This is a genomic window from Pontibacter sp. HSC-14F20 (assembly GCF_019599265.1).
In the GTDB taxonomy this organism is placed as follows: Bacteria; Bacteroidota; Bacteroidia; order Cytophagales; family Hymenobacteraceae; genus Pontibacter.
In genome coordinates, this window is the sequence record NZ_JAHZTC010000016.1 from 77,655 (window position 1) to 93,992 (window position 16,338).

Annotated in this window: 16 protein-coding genes and 1 pseudogene; 16 read left to right on the top strand and 1 reads right to left on the bottom strand. The window is 51.3% G+C overall.

From position 1 onward, the window contains the following. Positions 1 to 452: 452 nt before the first annotated feature. The 16 genes and pseudogenes from K3G39_RS20950 to prfB all read left to right on the top strand — a co-directional run. Positions 453 to 1,483, top strand: a pseudogene (locus tag K3G39_RS20950) (ISAs1 family transposase); the annotation flags it as partial. A gap of 204 nt (positions 1,484 to 1,687) precedes the next feature. Beyond that, a complete protein-coding gene (locus K3G39_RS15345) occupies positions 1,688 to 3,625 on the top strand; it encodes a DUF294 nucleotidyltransferase-like domain-containing protein (RefSeq protein WP_220627057.1) in 1,938 nt (645 codons plus the stop codon). Continuing rightward, the gene (locus K3G39_RS15350; RefSeq protein ID WP_220627058.1) at positions 3,625 to 4,323 is read left to right on the top strand and encodes a PolC-type DNA polymerase III; all 699 of its coding nucleotides are present in this window, start codon (positions 3,625 to 3,627) and stop codon (positions 4,321 to 4,323) included. The genes K3G39_RS15345 and K3G39_RS15350 overlap by 1 nt, the downstream gene beginning before the upstream one ends. Positions 4,324 to 4,439: 116 nt before the next feature. Beyond that, the gene (locus K3G39_RS15355) at positions 4,440 to 5,036 is read left to right on the top strand and encodes a hypothetical protein (protein ID WP_220627059.1); all 597 of its coding nucleotides are present in this window, start codon (positions 4,440 to 4,442) and stop codon (positions 5,034 to 5,036) included. A 112-nt stretch (positions 5,037 to 5,148) separates the two neighbouring features. Then, positions 5,149 to 5,970: a retropepsin-like aspartic protease gene (locus tag K3G39_RS15360; RefSeq protein WP_220627060.1), complete on the top strand. Its 822-nt coding sequence runs from the start codon at positions 5,149 to 5,151 to the stop codon at positions 5,968 to 5,970. Positions 5,971 to 6,059: 89 nt separating this feature from the next. Further along, positions 6,060 to 6,263: a hypothetical protein gene (locus tag K3G39_RS15365; RefSeq protein WP_220627061.1), complete on the top strand. Its 204-nt coding sequence runs from the start codon at positions 6,060 to 6,062 to the stop codon at positions 6,261 to 6,263. 13 nt (positions 6,264 to 6,276) lie between these two features. Next, positions 6,277 to 6,873, top strand: a complete 597-nt coding sequence (locus K3G39_RS15370) for a hypothetical protein (protein WP_220627062.1) — start codon at positions 6,277 to 6,279, stop codon at positions 6,871 to 6,873. 156 nt (positions 6,874 to 7,029) lie between these two features. Further along, complete coding sequence (locus K3G39_RS15375) at positions 7,030 to 7,410, top strand: RidA family protein (protein WP_220627063.1); 381 nt, start codon at positions 7,030 to 7,032, stop codon at positions 7,408 to 7,410. 4 nt (positions 7,411 to 7,414) lie between these two features. Then, a complete protein-coding gene (locus K3G39_RS15380) occupies positions 7,415 to 7,972 on the top strand; it encodes an NUDIX hydrolase (protein ID WP_220627064.1) in 558 nt (185 codons plus the stop codon). A gap of 70 nt (positions 7,973 to 8,042) precedes the next feature. Next, the gene (locus K3G39_RS15385) at positions 8,043 to 8,816 is read left to right on the top strand and encodes a 1-acyl-sn-glycerol-3-phosphate acyltransferase (protein ID WP_255594394.1); all 774 of its coding nucleotides are present in this window, start codon (positions 8,043 to 8,045) and stop codon (positions 8,814 to 8,816) included. Continuing rightward, positions 8,791 to 9,078 carry an Asp-tRNA(Asn)/Glu-tRNA(Gln) amidotransferase subunit GatC gene (gene gatC, locus K3G39_RS15390; protein ID WP_220627065.1) on the top strand — a complete coding sequence of 96 codons (288 nt, stop codon included), beginning with the start codon at positions 8,791 to 8,793 and terminating at the stop codon, positions 9,076 to 9,078. The genes K3G39_RS15385 and gatC overlap by 26 nt, the downstream gene beginning before the upstream one ends. 15 nt (positions 9,079 to 9,093) lie before the next feature. Then, positions 9,094 to 12,138: a tetratricopeptide repeat protein gene (locus tag K3G39_RS15395; RefSeq protein WP_220627066.1), complete on the top strand. Its 3,045-nt coding sequence runs from the start codon at positions 9,094 to 9,096 to the stop codon at positions 12,136 to 12,138. A 10-nt stretch (positions 12,139 to 12,148) separates the two neighbouring features. Then, a complete protein-coding gene (locus K3G39_RS15400) occupies positions 12,149 to 12,871 on the top strand; it encodes an ABC transporter ATP-binding protein (RefSeq protein WP_220627067.1) in 723 nt (240 codons plus the stop codon). Between the two features lie 3 nt (positions 12,872 to 12,874). After that, complete coding sequence (locus tag K3G39_RS15405) at positions 12,875 to 13,426, top strand: cob(I)yrinic acid a,c-diamide adenosyltransferase (RefSeq protein ID WP_220627068.1); 552 nt, start codon at positions 12,875 to 12,877, stop codon at positions 13,424 to 13,426. A 32-nt stretch (positions 13,427 to 13,458) separates the two neighbouring features. Next, positions 13,459 to 14,532 carry a branched-chain amino acid aminotransferase gene (locus K3G39_RS15410; RefSeq protein ID WP_220627069.1) on the top strand — a complete coding sequence of 358 codons (1,074 nt, stop codon included), beginning with the start codon at positions 13,459 to 13,461 and terminating at the stop codon, positions 14,530 to 14,532. Between the two features lie 86 nt (positions 14,533 to 14,618). After that, a protein-coding gene (gene prfB / locus K3G39_RS15415) for a peptide chain release factor 2 (protein WP_220627070.1) occupies positions 14,619 to 15,696 on the top strand; the annotation gives its coding sequence in 2 pieces (ribosomal slippage) (positions 14,619 to 14,678 and positions 14,680 to 15,696; 1,077 coding nt in all). 70 nt (positions 15,697 to 15,766) lie between these two features. Here the strand turns inward: prfB and K3G39_RS15420 are convergent. Then, on the bottom strand, positions 15,767 to 16,333 hold the full coding sequence (locus K3G39_RS15420) for a hypothetical protein (protein WP_220627071.1): 567 nt from the start codon (positions 16,331 to 16,333) through the stop codon (positions 15,767 to 15,769). Positions 16,334 to 16,338: the final 5 nt, after the last annotated feature.

Sequence of the window (16,338 nt, forward strand, 5' to 3'; positions counted from 1 at the left end):
CAGTTTGTAACTGGCGTAGCAGCGGCTTTTGCAGGTATAGCAAACCGTATAGTTCTATAGCTTCGCCTGTGCGGCGGGCACCTACTTTTTTCCTTGATGGGGTAGGGGCCCTCGATAAAGAAAAAATCAAGGGCCCCTACCTCCACTCGCTGAACGCTCTTGACAGGGGGACCCCTTCACCCCCAACAGTGGAGCGTCGTAATGGTGCACCTGGCTCAGGAGATCTATTTCATAGCTTGAGGGGCAAGTTAGTCTTGCTATACCTGTCAGTGAAATGAGACAGTTACGACATTGCCTACACCTAACAATCAGTAATGACAGAAGTCCCCCTTTGAAGGTAGGGCTGTTAAGTTCTAACATTCGTAAACTAAAGTGTTTAGCAATATAGATTTGAGGAGATGGGAACATGTCAAGTTAGTTTGCTCGAGTGCCTGCGCTAGGTGCCCGACTTTCGCCGCGCCCAGGGGCGTCGCTACCCCCTGGCCGAGGTTCTTTGCATGGTTGTGATGGCCATCATGAGCGGCCGCTGCGCCTACCGGGAGATAGGGCGCTTCCTTGGCCACAACCTCGAGGAGCTCGTCTCCTGCCTGGGGCTCGGGCGCAGGCAGCTCCCCAGCCACGTGACCGTCCGGCAGGTGCTCACCCATGTCGACTTCAGGGCCCTGGCGGCGGCCTTCCGCCGCTGGGCGGCCGGGCAGGGGCGGCGGGTGGTGAGCATCGACGGCAAGAGCCTGCGCGCCACGGTCAGCGAGCACGACAACGAGCGGCAGAACTTGGTGGTGCTGGTCAGCGCCTTCTGCCAGCAGACGGGGCTGGTGGAGGAGGTGGAGCGCTTCGAGAACGGCAGGCAGAGCGAGATAGGCAGCGTGCGGGAGCGGATGCAGCAGCGGGGCCTGCTGCTGACGCTCGACGCGCTGCACTGCCAAAAAAAACAGCCGGTCTGATTGTCTCCCACCGCCAGCACTACCTCATCAAGGTCAAGGGCAACCAGTCAAAGCTGCTCTCAGACATCAGGCAGGCTGCTGCCCAGGGGAGCCCCGTAGGGCGCTGGCAGGAGAGCGAGCGCAGCCGGGGGCGGGAGACGCACCGCACCCTGTGCTTGTTTGCGGCCAGCGCCTGGGCAAAGGCCCAGTGGCCCGGGCTGGTGTGCTACGTCCGCCTGGTGCGCCGGGGCAAGCGCCAGGGCCAGGACTACGAGCGGAGCAGTTACTACATCTGCAGCCTCAAAAAGGCGGAGGCGGCCCTGCTGGCCCAGGTCATCCGGGGGCACTGGGGAATCGAGAACCGGGTGCACTGGGAGAAGGATGTGACCCTGGGGGAGGACGGCAACGGCATCCGTAGTGGGCAGGCGCCCGAAAACCTGTCGCTCTTGAAGAACATGGCCCTGAACATCGCCCGCAAAAGCGGGTTTCAATCTATGAAGGAGGCCATCACCGCTTTTGCAAATAAAATTGGTTTGATGACTAAATTAATTAGAACTTAACAGCCCTACCTTCGAAAGGGGCAGGCGGATGTTAATTGTGCAACGCTTCTTCCCTTGTTCTTAGGGGAAGGCTGGGATGAAAGGGGTGTGTTTAATCGTTTGCGATAATCCTGCAGATCCATTTTAATCCTATGAATCCTGATTCTGACAACTCTTGCAATCCTGTCTCCAAAACCGTACCTTCAACAGGTATAACCCTGCGCTATGAAGCCTTCCAACGTCATACAGGAACGCGTTTACGAATTTCTGAATAACTACCCGCCCTTCAATCTGATTGACCCGGAGAAACTGCGGGCTTTGGCCAGGCAGGTGCGAGTGCTATACCTGGAGCCGGAGCAGGTTTTGTTTGCGCAGGGCGATACGGCTCACAATTTTTTTTATATCGTGCGTCAGGGCTCCGTGAGGTTAGAGCAAAGCACCGAAAATGCCAGTCCGAAACTACTCGATGTCTGTGATGAGGGCGATGTGTTTGGGGTGAGGGCGCTGATCGCCAAACTGAACTATTCCTCTACCGCTACCGCATCGGAAGAGTCGCTGGTCTACGCTATACCTATTGCTGAGTTCGAACCGGTACTGACAGAAAATCCGCGGGTGGCACTGTACTTTGCAGCGGGTTTTGCGGCGGGACAGCCGGTGCGAAACCCAACCTTACGTGATGCGCAGCGGGCTCGGGTGGGGCTGAGTACCATTGCCCCTTCGTCTATACCTTTGCACCTCGAGGATGTCCTCAAAATCGACACTACCAAAACCCTGATTGCTTGTCCGCCCAATACTTCTATCCGACTGGCTGCTCAGATGATGAGCGATAAAGATTCCAGTTTTATGATGGTGGTGGATGGTGAGCAGCGGCCGTTGGGTATTCTGACCGACACCGATTTGCGTCTCCAGGTAGTGGCCGGACACGTTACTATTGATGCTCCGGTAGAAGTGATCATGTCGGCACCCGTCATCACCACTGTTCCCAATCCGCCCATGGCTGATGCACTGATCAATATGATCCGGCACAAAGTGAAGCACCTCTGCGTGACCACCGACGGCACAGTAAATTCCAGCGCTATGGGTGTGCTCACTGAGCATGATTTGTTGCTGGCGCAGGGCAATAACCCGGCTGTGCTGATCTCAGAGATTCGCCAGACCCGCGACATTGCCTCGCTGTCAGGTATACGCGACCGTGCCGAGGAGTTGCTGCTGAAGTATCTGGAGCAGGAGGTAAGCATTTCGTTTATTGCCAACATCATCACTGAGATAAACGATGCCATTATTGTGCGGGCGCTGCAGCATGCTGAAAAGGAGTTGGGCGAGCCGCCAGTTCACTACTGCTGGCTCTCACTGGGCAGCGAAGGGCGCGAAGAGCAGCTTCTCCGCACTGATCAGGACAATGCGTTGGTGTTCGAAGATAAGAATGCCGCATTGGAAAAAGAGCATCAGGCCTACTTCCTGAAACTAGGGGCTATCGTACGCGATATTATGGTGCAATGCGGTTTTGAGAAGTGCCCTGCCGATATGATGGCCAGTAACCCGAAGTGGTGCCAGCCGCTCCACACCTGGAAACAATACTTCCACAACTGGATACACGAACCGACCGAAGAGGCGCTCATGCATACCTCCATTTTTTACGATTACCGCCCCGTGTACGGCGACTTCAGTCTAAGTCGGCAGTTGACAGATTACATCTACAACAACATTCAGCAGGAGCGAATTTTTCTTCCTTTCCTCGCCAAACACGCACTGCAGAGTCCGCCGCCGCTGAGCTTTTTCCGCAATTTTATTGTAGAGCGGGGAGGGGGGCACAAAGACAAGTTCGATATCAAACTGCGCGCCATGACACCGCTCGTGGATGCTGCCCGGGTACTTACCCTGGACAACCGCATAGACGGCGAGAACAACACGCTCAAGCGCTTCGAGAAACTGGCCGAGCTGGAGCCGCAGAATGCCGGGCTATACCTTGAGGCGGCCATGGCCTACGAAATTATGATGCGCTTCCGGGCGCTCAACGGTCTACGGAACAAAAATTCCGGGCGCTATCTCAATCCCAATCAACTCAACAAGCTCGAGCGGCAGACGCTACGCAGCACTTTTAAGCCCATCAGCGACATACAGGAGCTCCTTCAGGTGCGCTTCCAACTTAACTACCTCGGCTAATGGAGTGGCTTAAAGCGCTTTTATACCAGCTGAAACCCGTTGATAAGAACGCCCCGCCTTTTTGGCTCAGGTATAGTGATGCCCTAAAAGAACAACTACCTGGCAGTACCTCACTTTCCGAAGCCGAGTTTGTGGTGTTCGACACCGAAACTACTGGCCTGGACCAATGCACTGACAAAGTGCTTTCCATCGGGGCCATAAAAGTGCGTGGCTTGCAGGTGCTCGTGTCGGAAACTTTCGAATGCCTGGTGCAGCAGGAGGGAGCACCTACCACCAAAAGTGCCGAAGTACATGGGTTGTTATCAAAGCAGTTGGAACAAGGTATAGCCGAGCGGGAAGCAGTAGAGGGTTTTGTCGATTTTATTGGAAACGCGATACTTGTAGGGCAGCATGTGGACTTCGACATCGCGATGGTCAACCAAATGCTGAAGCGGCAAAGTATAAAAGACAAGCTCCGCAACCGCTCCGTCGACACGGCCCAACTGGCCATCCGGCTGGAGCGCCGCCATGCCGATAGCCATACCTTGAAAACAGGAGAGTATAGCCTCGATGCCCTCTGCGAGAGGTATAGCCTGCCTACTCATGACCGCCACACCGCCTCCGGCGATGCCTTTGCCACGGCTCTGCTGTTACTCAAACTGCTTTCATTGGCTAAAAAGCGGGGGATTGAGACGGTGGGGGACTTGGTGAGGGGCTAGTGAATTAGTTTTTTATGTACGGAAACGTATAATTTAATGCTGCTAAGCTGATGCCTTGCTGCCAAAAGCCTGGTCTCACAAGAATTAAATAGACCGTAAATTAGAATTGTTACCCAATGAAACAACCTTTACACTTCATCTGCTTACTGGCGCTTGTAATTTCAGGCTTCACAATGGATAGATCAAAACCTATTGATTATCTCAATATACCTGGTCCAATTAACTTTAATGACACAAATTTTAATCTGGTGTGGTCTTCTAATCCTAATGCCAACTATTTCAAGCAAGAGTACATACCTGCCGGAGAGGTAGTTGAGAGGTATAACCAGATGATCCTGGTAGAGGTTGTATTCGGTGACCTGACAGTAGAAGATGCTGTGAAGGCACAGGTGAATGTGATTCAGCAAAGAAAGAAAACAGATCAAGTGGCCCAGTATCAAATAATCGAGAATCCAAATACAGGGGAGATTATACTTGACTTTTTAATGAGCGCCGGCACCAAAAAGAAGCTCGATGTGGTAGAATGGAATGCCTATCGCTATAAAGCTTTTGAAGATGAAAAAGGGCGAAAAGGGATTCTATTATTTGCCATAAGCAGACGTGGATACAATGAAAACATAACGCCTTTTCTAAAAGGGCTAAAAGATGAAAGAGTAGGTATAATAAATCTGCTGGGGGCGTATGAAATGCCTACCGTAAGAGTTAAGCAGTAGCTTAAACACTGCTTTTGATATGCAATGTTTCATTTAGGCCTGTCGTTACATGATTTCCATGCTAAAACCTGTTGCTGACGTACATGCTTAGATGATCAGTCATTTTTTAAGTATGAAAACACTCCTCTTAAGCTTGCTTTTAAGTCTGGCTCTTGTTTCCGGAACTATTGCCCAGGAAACGATTCCTCTGAAAGAGTATTTCAGAGATCTGAAACAGGTAGAGGTGACTATTCACGGGCAGGTATATAACTTTCTGTTCGACACGGGAGGAGGTGAAACCTTTATTGCGCCCGAAGTCGCCAAAGAACTGGGCTATACTGCGTATGGCCGTGGTACTGCTTACCGGATGAAAGGAGAGCGGTTCAGTTATCAGAAAATAGATTCTGTTGCTATACAGGTAGGGAAAGTGTCTTTTCCTGCTGCCACGGTTGGTGTCTGGGACATCATGGACATTTTGCCGGAAGAGCTCCCCAAAGTAGATGGGGTGCTCTCACTCAAAACATTTCAGGATAAGGTGCTTACCATTGACCTGGCCGCCAATCAGATGACACTGGAGACAACAGCCTCACTCAGAAGACAGCGCAGCAGACTTACTCCGCTAAAGAGCCGCTTTGCCACCGGATTGGACGGCAGTGAACTCTCCATTTTTCTGGAAGTTCCACGCCAGGGGCGCTCTTACTGGTTCCTTTTTGACACAGGCAACATCAGCGAATTGCTCTTGTCGCATCACACGGCCGCAGCATGGGGCCTGCAAGACGACACCACCTCCCAGCGCATCGCTCTCAACCCCATTGCGCTACAGCTAGGCAACCGGAAATTAGTGAGCCCGGCAGCAGCCGAAAGCATCCTGTACGACGGGGTGCTCAATTACGGGATGATCAGGCAGACCAGGTTCACGATTGACTTTAAGACGAAAGAGGTATGGATGCACTAATACTGCTGTTTTCTGTGCCAATTATATATATTGCCTTATCGCAATAAAACCGATATCTGTTTAACTAACACACCATTATCCCTGATTTTATGAAAAAACCACTTCTAGTATTTGCGCTTGGTACTTTACTGATGACTGGCTGCAACAGCACGCCCGATACCAAGGAAACAACCATAACCAAGCCCGAACCTGATACGGCACCAGCCGATACAGCTGGGGTGGAAATGGATAATACAAGAGTAGAAATAGAAGAAGCTGCTGCTGAAGTGGACTCCTTACTGAATGAAATTTAACGGATAGCGCAGCATGGAAAAGCTTTTCATCAGAACCCTCGGATTGGGTATTGCACTTGGCCTTACAATAGCCGTTACTGAATCGGCAATGGCCCAACAAGGCAAGGGTAACTCTAATAAACAAGCTGCTGAGGCCAGCGAAGAGCAGGAGGCCCGCGAGAAAAACCAGAACGTCAGAGCCAATAAGGATAACCAAAAAGACAATCAGAAAGATAACCAGATCAAGGATAAGCATGAGAGAGAGCAACGCGACCTTGCTCAGAAGCAAGGCAAGCAACAAGCCGATGACGCAGGCAAAGGCAATGCTTATGGCCAGGAAAAAGGTGACATGAGAGGCCGTGAATTTGGGCAGAACAGAGCGGCTGGTGCCCGCCTGACAGGTGAGCAAAGAAAAGCGGAACTTGTTACGACAGTGGATGAAGGAGACAGCAAGGTAAAAGAAGCAAGAGACCGAATTGCGAAGGCAAAAGACGAACTGGAAAAAAACAGGAAATCCGGAAAGATGTCAGATGCTGAACTGGATGGAAGAAGAGTTGCCATTGAGCGTGCTGAAAATGCAGTTCGTGTGCTCGAGGAAAGAATTAACGCTGGCAGAGCTAAATTGCAATGATAGATTAAACCCGTCTATACCTAACCGGCCTGTAGCAGCTACGCGTTATTAGCCTGGCTGTTGCAGGCTTTTTTGTAGACGAGGCCGATTGTATTCAGAATGAATATACCTATACCTTATCTTTGCCCGGAATTAGACTTTAGACAAACTTAATAGATGTCCAGAAAAGCTTTCAATGCAGAAGGAGCAGTGGCTGTAGGGCCCTACTCGCATGCCGTAGAATCCGGAGAGCTGGTTTTTCTCTCTGGCCAGACCCCGATCGACTCCACTACCGGTAAACTGGTGCAGGGCGATATTGCCGCGCAAACAGAGCAGTGTTTTCAAAACCTGTTTCAGGTGTTGGCAGCAGCCGGCCTGAGTCCTGATGATGTAGTGAAAATAAACGTCTTCCTGACCGATATGGCCAATTTTGAGTCGATGAACAAGGTATACGCTACCAAATTCACTACACCATACCCTGCTCGTACCACCATCGGGGTGGCTTCGCTGCCGCTGGGGGCGCAGGTAGAGATAGAGATGATTGCCAAAAGGAAATAGCACGATGATCGACGAAAAACACAATCCCTGGACCACCCTGTCCAGCAAACAGGTATACCAAAACCCCTGGATCAGTGTGCGCGAAGACCAGGTGCTCAACCCCAATGGCGGCGAGGGCATTTATGGCGTGGTAAGCATGAAGAACAAAGCTATCGGCATTATCCCTATCGATGACGAAGGCTATACCTATCTGGTGGGGCAGTACCGCTATCCGCTCAAGGAGTACAGCTGGGAAATTCCGATGGGCGGCGGCCTGATCGAAAATGACATACTGGAGTCGGCGAAGCGGGAGCTGCAGGAGGAAACAGGCTTTACAGCTGAAAAATGGACCAACATCGCCCGCCTCCATACCTCCAATTCCGTTACAGATGAGGAGGGCTTTGTTTTTCTGGCACAGGAACTAAAGGCTGGCGAAACCGCTTTTGAAGAAACGGAGGAGCTCCATATCCGGCGCGTACACTTTGAAGAGGCCGTACGCATGGTTATGGATAACGAGATTACCGACGCCATTAGCGTGGCAGGTATACTCAAAGCGGCTATACTTTTGCAGCAGGACAAATAAGTGGTTTTTGCAGCAACCTAGCCGGAGCGCCCCGATTGATAACTGGTGGATTATTCTTACATTTGAAGGCATGAGAGCGCTTAAATACCTGTCCCATCGTTTTTATACAACCTGGTGTGTTACCTGGTTTGTGATGCCGTTTGTGGTCACGTATCCGTTTCAGGCAGTGCTTATACGCAAGCAGCGCTGGTACCCGCGCGTGCACAGCATCAACCGTTTCTGGTCATCATCGGCCCTGCGCATGTTTCTGGCGCCGCTACAGGTGGAGTGGCGCATGCGCTTCGAACGCAGCAAGCAGTATGTTTTCACGCCGAACCACAGCTCATACCTCGATATTCCGTTATTGCTGCATGCTATTCCGGGTTTTATTAACTTTGTCGGGAAAAGCTCGCTCACCAGAATACCGTTATGGGGCAAGGTATACGAAAAGCTATATATTGCCGTAGACCGCAAGAGCGCCATCAGCAGTGCCAAGAGCTACATACAGTCCGTGCGGACGCTGGAGCAAGGGCGCAACCTGGTCATCTTTCCGGAGGGCACTATACCGCCAACGGCAGGTGAGGAGTTGCTGGCTTTTAAGGACGGTCCTTTCCGCCTGGCCATCGAAAAGCAGTTGCCTGTGGTGCCGGTTACCATGCCCTATAACCACAAGTTTCTGCCTGATCTGGATGGCAAACTAAAAGTACGCTGGCATCCGCTCAAGATCATTATACACGAGCCGATCGAGACAAAAGGGATGACGCTGCAGGACCTGCCTGCTCTGAAAGAAAAAGTATTTCACATCATTCAAGAAGAACTCAAGAAACACAATAAAGTAGATGTCAACCGATATACAAACCATTAGAAAAATCGCGCACCTGGCGCGACTGGAGTTTAACGAAGAGAAAGAGCAGGAGATGCTGCAGGACCTGAATAAGATCCTGAACTGGGTAGACCAACTCCGCGAACTCAACACTGAAAGCGTAGAGCCGCTCATTCATATGTCAGAAGAGGTGAACGTGATGCGCGAAGACCAGGCACAAAATACAGTAACGCACGACGAAGCGCTAAAAAACGCCCCAAGAAAAGACTCCGATTATTTCAGAGTGCCGAAAGTGCTCGAATAGTCTGACGGTTTGTCTATGAACAAAATCAAGTTTTGGAACAGTTGGGATGCCGATACCAGGTTTCCCTTTCTGTTTTTGCTGATCGTAGCCGTGCTGGCGCTTATGCTGGGGGTATACCATTACTTTACCGGCGAGAGCAGCTTCCTGGCCTGGGACAAGCTACCTGAACTACAGGTGGTGCAGGTGCCGGTGCACGAGTTTTCGCGGCTGCTGGAGCCGTTCACCCTGTATGTCGACGGCTACCTGCTCACCGAGCAGTACGATGTGGCGATGCCTGCCCTTAATAAATTTGCTGCGGTGGCACTAATGCTGTTGCTGGCCCTGTGTCTGGCTTTCTATACTGCGGCAATCACCACCATGAAGCGCATTCCTTACTTTGCAGGTATGCTCTTGCTCATGATGCTGCTCGCTGCTTTCAACCTGGATCTTCTGGGTGTGATTGGCAGTAATACCGGACAGACCACGCTGCTAGTTTCGATCGTGCTTTTTGCGCTGGCCACCTACGCTTTTCAGGCATTCTACCAGCAGGTTTCCTTTACTGTGCGGGTCATGGCGATGATTGCGCTGATCAGTTTGCTGGGGGCCTTCATTTACTCGGAGTCCGACTTTTCGCCGCTACTGACTAGCCTGCACTTGGCCAACTACAGCTCGCTAGCGCTTATGGTAGCCTCCCTGCTTTTTATGATCTGGGTTGGCTACGAAAACATCAATGCCTTGCTTTGGGTCAATACACAAGCCGCTAAGCCGGAACGCCGCTTCAGCGTGTGGCAATTTGTGCTGGTGAGTGTGCTATACCTGGTAAACCTGGCACTGCTATACCTGCGCCACGTAGGCTATGTAAAAGGTGACTTTTTTTACATAAATGCCTTTGTTATACTGCTGTTCTCGGCAATAGCCGGTTTTTGGGGCATGCGCCAACGCGAGTCCATTTACGGCAGACTTTTCCCTTTTAGGCCCACTGGCGCTGTCATTTATCTCGTTTTTGCTACCATTACTTTCCTGAGCATCGGCTATGCTTATGCTACCGCCAACGATTCTGCCATTTCGGTTTTTCATAACCTGATCGTTTACACGCATCTGGCCTTCGGTGCCTTTTTCTTTTTGTATGTGATGGTGAACTTCGGGGAGTTGATCAAGCAGCGGCTGGCCGTTTACAAAGTAGTTTACCAACCCAAAAAGCTGCCGGTGTATACCATTTACACCATGGGAGCCATTCTGTTGGTCATCCTGGTGATGCGCACGCAATTCAGGGTATACTTCAACGCCTACGCGGGCTACTACAGCTACCTCGGCGACCTATATCAGGGTTCTGAAAATCCGATTCTGGCAGAGCGATTCTACAGAGAGAGTGACCTGTTTGATAACCACAACATGAAAGCAAGCTTCAGTTTGTCGGCCATGTACCGTGCGCAGAACGAGCGCAACAAGGAAATCCTGAGTCTGCAGGAGGCGCTGGAGCGGACCCCAAATCCAAAGCTTTACATTCGGCTGGCCAACCTGTATGACCGCAAGCAATACTTTTTCGAGAAGCTGTATGTGCTGCAGCAGGGAGCGGAGGCCTTTCCAAAGAACGGGGAAATCTATAACAACCTGGCCCTGCTGTATGCCCAGACCAGTGTGCACGACAGTGTAGCCTACTACTTTGATCTGGCCCAGCGCCACGCAGAAAACCAGGATCTGGTGCGTAGCAACCGCCTGGCCTACTATACCCGTCAGGCACAGCCAGAGGAAGCCAAAGAGTTGATAACAGAGATACGCTCCTCTAAATACAAGCCGCTACGCAGCAACATGGCCACACTGAACCAGTTGCTGGGCCGCACTTCTGACATCAAAGAGGATGATTTTGTGCCTGACTCGCTGGAACAGGTAGAGGACCTGACACTATTTTACAACAAAACCATTGCTAGCGTAAACAAAGGCGATACATCGTTGTTGAAACCGATCAACCGCTACCTGGCCTCGCAGGAAAACCGGCTCTTTATGGAAGACCTGCTATACCTGAAAGGACTGGTGCACCATTACGATGGCCGGCCGAAAGAGGCACGCAGCGTGGTAGAGAACCTGGCACTGGCTGCAGGCGAACGCAGCGGCTATTATTATAATGCCTTAGGGCACTGGATGATGGAGGAAGAAAACTACGGTGCTGCCGCCCATTATTTCAAAGAGGCCAAAGACAGGGGTTTTACGCAAGCCTTCCTGCCGCATGCTTATGCGCTGGCGCTCAACCACCAGTCTGATGAGGCTGTGGTGGCGCTCCGCGACGTCGCCTTTACAGAGTTAGAGTCTGCTGTTGCGGTGGCGCAGTCGCTGGAGGAGGTGCTGGAACAGCCGCCGTCTACCATCATCACAAAAGCTCCGGACCATGACAAGGTGCAGTACCTGATTGCCTACCTGCCCGACCTGCTGCCAGCAGATATAGACCGTATTGTGAAAAGTGTGCAGGAGAAAGACCTGCGGCGTGAGGCACTGGTGGCCAAGGTAGATTACTACATGGAAAAACGGCAGTGGAAACTGGCCAATGAGGCTATTAAAGAGGCTGCCGCCGAACTGCAACCCGAAGGAGAGCTCCGCTCCAGGCTTAACCTGCAGCAAATGCGCCTGTGGCTTAATACCAAGAACCAGGATGTGTTGGTGAAGCGGATGGACAACCTATACCTGACACCGAAAGACAAGAGGCAAAAACTATACTTCCGGGCCAAAATAGCCGAAATAAAAGGCCGCGATCGCGAAGCTTCCGAACGATACAGCCAGGCGCTAAAAATGCTGCTTTTCGACGAACAAGTTGTGGAGGATGCCGCCGCTTTCTTTGCCAGGTATGAGCCAACCGATATGCAGGCCTATGACATCCTGCTGGACGGGATCACCTATAATCCATACTCTGCCAGACTCTACAAAGCCTACGCATTGGAGAGTGTAAACAGGGGACTAATCAGTTACGCAGACCAGGCGCTTGTTTCGTTGCGCAGCTTGCTTCCTGCTTTGGAATATAGTACTTTTAAAGAGAAATTTGATAAACAACGCCGAGCTAAGGAGGCAGAGGCGGACCAATGGCAACTCTAAAACAGGTTCTATGAGCACCATCATTGAGACACATGATATTTCGAAAGTATACCGCATGGGCAGCGAAACCATCCATGCACTCAAGTCTGTGTCTATCAAGATCGAACGAGGAGAGTATGTAGCGTTTATGGGGCCCTCAGGCTCCGGAAAGTCAACACTCATGAATATCATCGGCTGTCTGGATACACCTTCAGGAGGGCAGTACGTCCTGAACGGAAACGATGTGAGCAACATGACCGATAATGAGCTGGCAGAGGTGCGCAACAAGGAGATCGGTTTCGTATTCCAGACCTTTAACCTGCTGCCGCGCCAGAGCTCACTCGAAAACGTGGCCCTGCCGCTGATCTACGCCGGGTATAACAAGTCGACGCGTGAGGAAAAAGCCCAGAAAGCGCTGGAAAGTGTAGGCCTCGGTAACCGTGGTAAGCACAAGCCGAACGAACTGTCGGGTGGTCAGCGCCAGCGTGTGGCCATTGCCCGTGCACTCATCAACGACCCAAGTATCATTCTGGCCGACGAACCGACTGGTAACCTCGACACCAAAACCTCTTATGAGATCATGGAGCTGTTCGAGAACCTGCACGCCAAAGGCAACACCATCATCATGGTAACACACGAAGAGGATATCGCCAAGTATGCCCACCGCATTGTACGCCTCCGCGACGGATTGGTAGAAACAGACGAGATTAACCACGATGTGACTTCGCATGCAGATCTAAATGCTGCGCAATAGCTCATGAAAATATATACCAAGACAGGCGACAAAGGCACTACTTCCCTTATCGGAGGTACCCGTGTAGCTAAGTCGCACTTACGCATAGAAGCCTACGGCACCGTAGACGAACTTAACTCTTACATTGGGCTGGTGCGCGACCAGGAAGTGAACAAGAGCCGGACTGAGATCCTGAAAGAGATACAGGACCGCTTATTCACCATCGGCTCCACGCTGGCTACCGATCCTGACAAAAACACCAAAATGATTACCCCGGACCTCCACCCTGAGGACGTAACACTGCTGGAGCAGGAAATTGATAAAATGACGACCGAAGTGCCTCCGCTGCGTTCTTTTGTGCTGCCAGGTGGTCATCAGTCTGTTTCATTCGGGCATCTGGCGCGCTGTGTTTGCCGTCGTGCCGAGCGCCTGGCCATTCGCCTCCAGGAAGAATCGCCTGTAGATGAGCTGGTGATCATATACCTTAACCGCCTGTCGGATTATCTGTTCGCTCTTTGCCGAAAAATGACGTATGAGTTACAGGCTGAGGAAATTGCTTGGAAGCCCCGCGTCTGATTGCATTGTTCAACTAATAACTCCCTTTATTTATGTCAGTTGATACCCTAACTATACCTGCTGAGACGGTTACGCAGAGCCGTATCTCTGAGCTGGACTTTAACAATATTGAATTCGGGAAAATCTTTGCCGACCACATGCTGGTAGCCGACTACAAAGACGGTGCCTGGCAAACCCCTGAGATCAGGCCCTACGGCAACATGTCGCTTAGCCCGGCCACATCAGCCCTCCACTACGGTCAGGCCATCTTCGAAGGTATGAAGGCCTATAAAAACGCTGAGGGTGATATCCTGCTGTTCAGGCCGCTCGATAACTTCAGGCGATTGAACATTTCCGGAGACAGGATGTGTATACCAGAGCTGCCTGAGGAAATCTTCATGCAGGGATTGGAACAACTGCTTCGACTAGATGCTGCCTGGGTACCGCCAACAGCAGGTTGCGCTCTATACATTCGTCCGTTCATTTTTGCTACCGACGACTTCATTGGTGTTCGTCCTTCGTCAAGTTACCGTTTCATGGTGTTTAGCTGCCCTGTAGGTGCTTATTATGGCCAGCCGCTGCGTGTCGCCATTGAGCCGGACTATGTACGTTCAGCCGAAGGAGGCGCAGGTTATGCCAAGGCTGCGGGCAACTACGGGGCTGCGCTATACCCTGCCCGCAAAATGCAGGAGCGCGGCTACCACCAACTTATCTGGACGGACGCACGCGAGCACAAGTATATTGAGGAATCTGGCACCATGAACCTGATGTTTGTGATTGATGGTAAAATCGTGACACCTGCCGTGAGCACTACAATCCTATCAGGCATCACCCGCGACAGTGTACTGCAGATCGCCCGCGACAAGGGTATACCTGTAGAAGAGCGTAAAGTGGCCGTGAGCGAGATTGTGGAAGCGCACAAAGCCGGCAAGTTGCAGGAGGCATTCGGAACAGGAACAGCTGCTACCATCGCACAGATCGCTACCATTCATTATGATGGCGAAGACATGGACCTGCCGGCAATAGAAGGCCGCGAGATATCCAATGGTTTAGCCGAAGAACTTGACCGCATTAAAACTGGTCAGTCACCGGACCCACATAACTGGATCTACAAGATCAGTTTATAAATAAAAACCAAATAGTAAATGCTGGATTGTAAGCGCGTGCTGTTTACGGTCCAGCATTTTAGCGTTTAATACAAAAACATAAACACATGACTTCAGAACAAATGAAGGAATTAAAGGCTCGCGTAGAAGCCTTGAGGAGGTATCTTTGACTACGATGCCAAGAAAGAGCAGATAGCCGAGACCGAGAAACAGACGCTGGCGCCTGACTTTTGGGATGATCCGAAGGGAGCAGAGAAAATTCTCAAAGAGGTGAAGTTACTGAAGGTATGGACAGACCACTACGAAGAGGTAGAAAAGTCGCTGTCTGACTTGGAAGTACTCTTTGATTTCCATAAAGAGGGCGATGTGTCGGAAGAAGACATAAAAGAGGAGGCGAAAAAGGCAGAGGAGGCCATTGAAGGACTGGAATTTAAGCGCATGTTAAGTGGCGAAGAAGATCAGCTGAGCGCCATCCTGGAGATAAACCCTGGTGCAGGCGGTACCGAAAGTCAGGACTGGGCCGAGATGCTGATGCGCATGTACATTATGTGGGCCGAGTCGCATGATTTTGGCGTGAAGCAGGTCAACTACAATCCCGGTGACGGTGCAGGTATAAAATCGGCCACACTGGAAATCACCGGTGACTTTGCCTATGGCTATCTTAAGTCAGAGATCGGAGTCCACCGCCTGGTTCGTATTTCGCCATTCGACTCAGGTGGTCGTCGCCATACCTCGTTTGCCTCCGTATTTGCTTATCCGGTGGTGGATGATACGATCAACATCGAAGTGAACCCGAGCGATATTGAGTGGGACACATTCCGGTCGGGGGGCGCTGGTGGTCAGAACGTGAACAAGGTAGAGACGGCTGTGCGGTTAAAACACAAGCCAACCGGTATTGTGATTGAATGCCAGATCGAGCGTTCGCAGCTGATGAACAAGGAACATGCCCTGCGTATGCTCCGATCGAGGCTCTACCAGATCGAGATGGAGAAGCGTAACGAGGAACGCGACCGCATTGAAAGCACCAAAAAGCGCATCGACTTCGGTTCTCAGATCCGCAACTACGTGCTGCACCCTTACAAGCTCGTAAAGGACATCCGGACAGGTGTGGAGCGGTCGGATGTGCAGAATGTACTGGATGGCGACTTAGATGAGTACATTAAGGCGTTTCTGATGCAGGCCTAGTGTCGTGACATACAGCACAAAAAAGGCTTCCTGGAAAGGAAGCCTTTTTTGTGCTGTAAAGATTGATGACTTAACCTGTCACGATCACACGTACCTCCATGGCACGGTGTACAGTTCCATCCGATAGGGTTACCCGAAAGAAAAAGCGGATCACATCATTGACCTGAAGATCTGCCAGTTCAGCATCCACCAGAGGAGCGGGCAGCGGGTTGGTAGGTATAGAGAACGTCACGGTGCTACCTGGTCCAAGGGTCTGGCTTGTCAGGTTAGGGGCAGTGTTTCTGGTAATTACTGCATCCGGAGATCTGGCAGCAAGGCCAGCCGGAGTAGTGGCCGTAGGCAATGTCGGGCTAAGGTTAGGAGCAGCGGCAGCACCATTACGGAATCGCTGCGCTGCGGCTGCCACAGAGGTGATCTCCTTGCCCTCCGGCACCCTAATCTCTATCGATATATTACCATTCGCGATCGCATTCTGATTAATCAGGAAGGCATTTTCATCAAGCAATGCCTGATTATTAGGTCCGACAGATTGCGGGAAAGTAATGGCAGCCTCCGGTACCGGGTCGGTATTAGTCAGGCCATCAAACTCATCTTTTTCGCAACTAATCAGTGTTAAGCACAGAGTAACTATAGCCATGTACT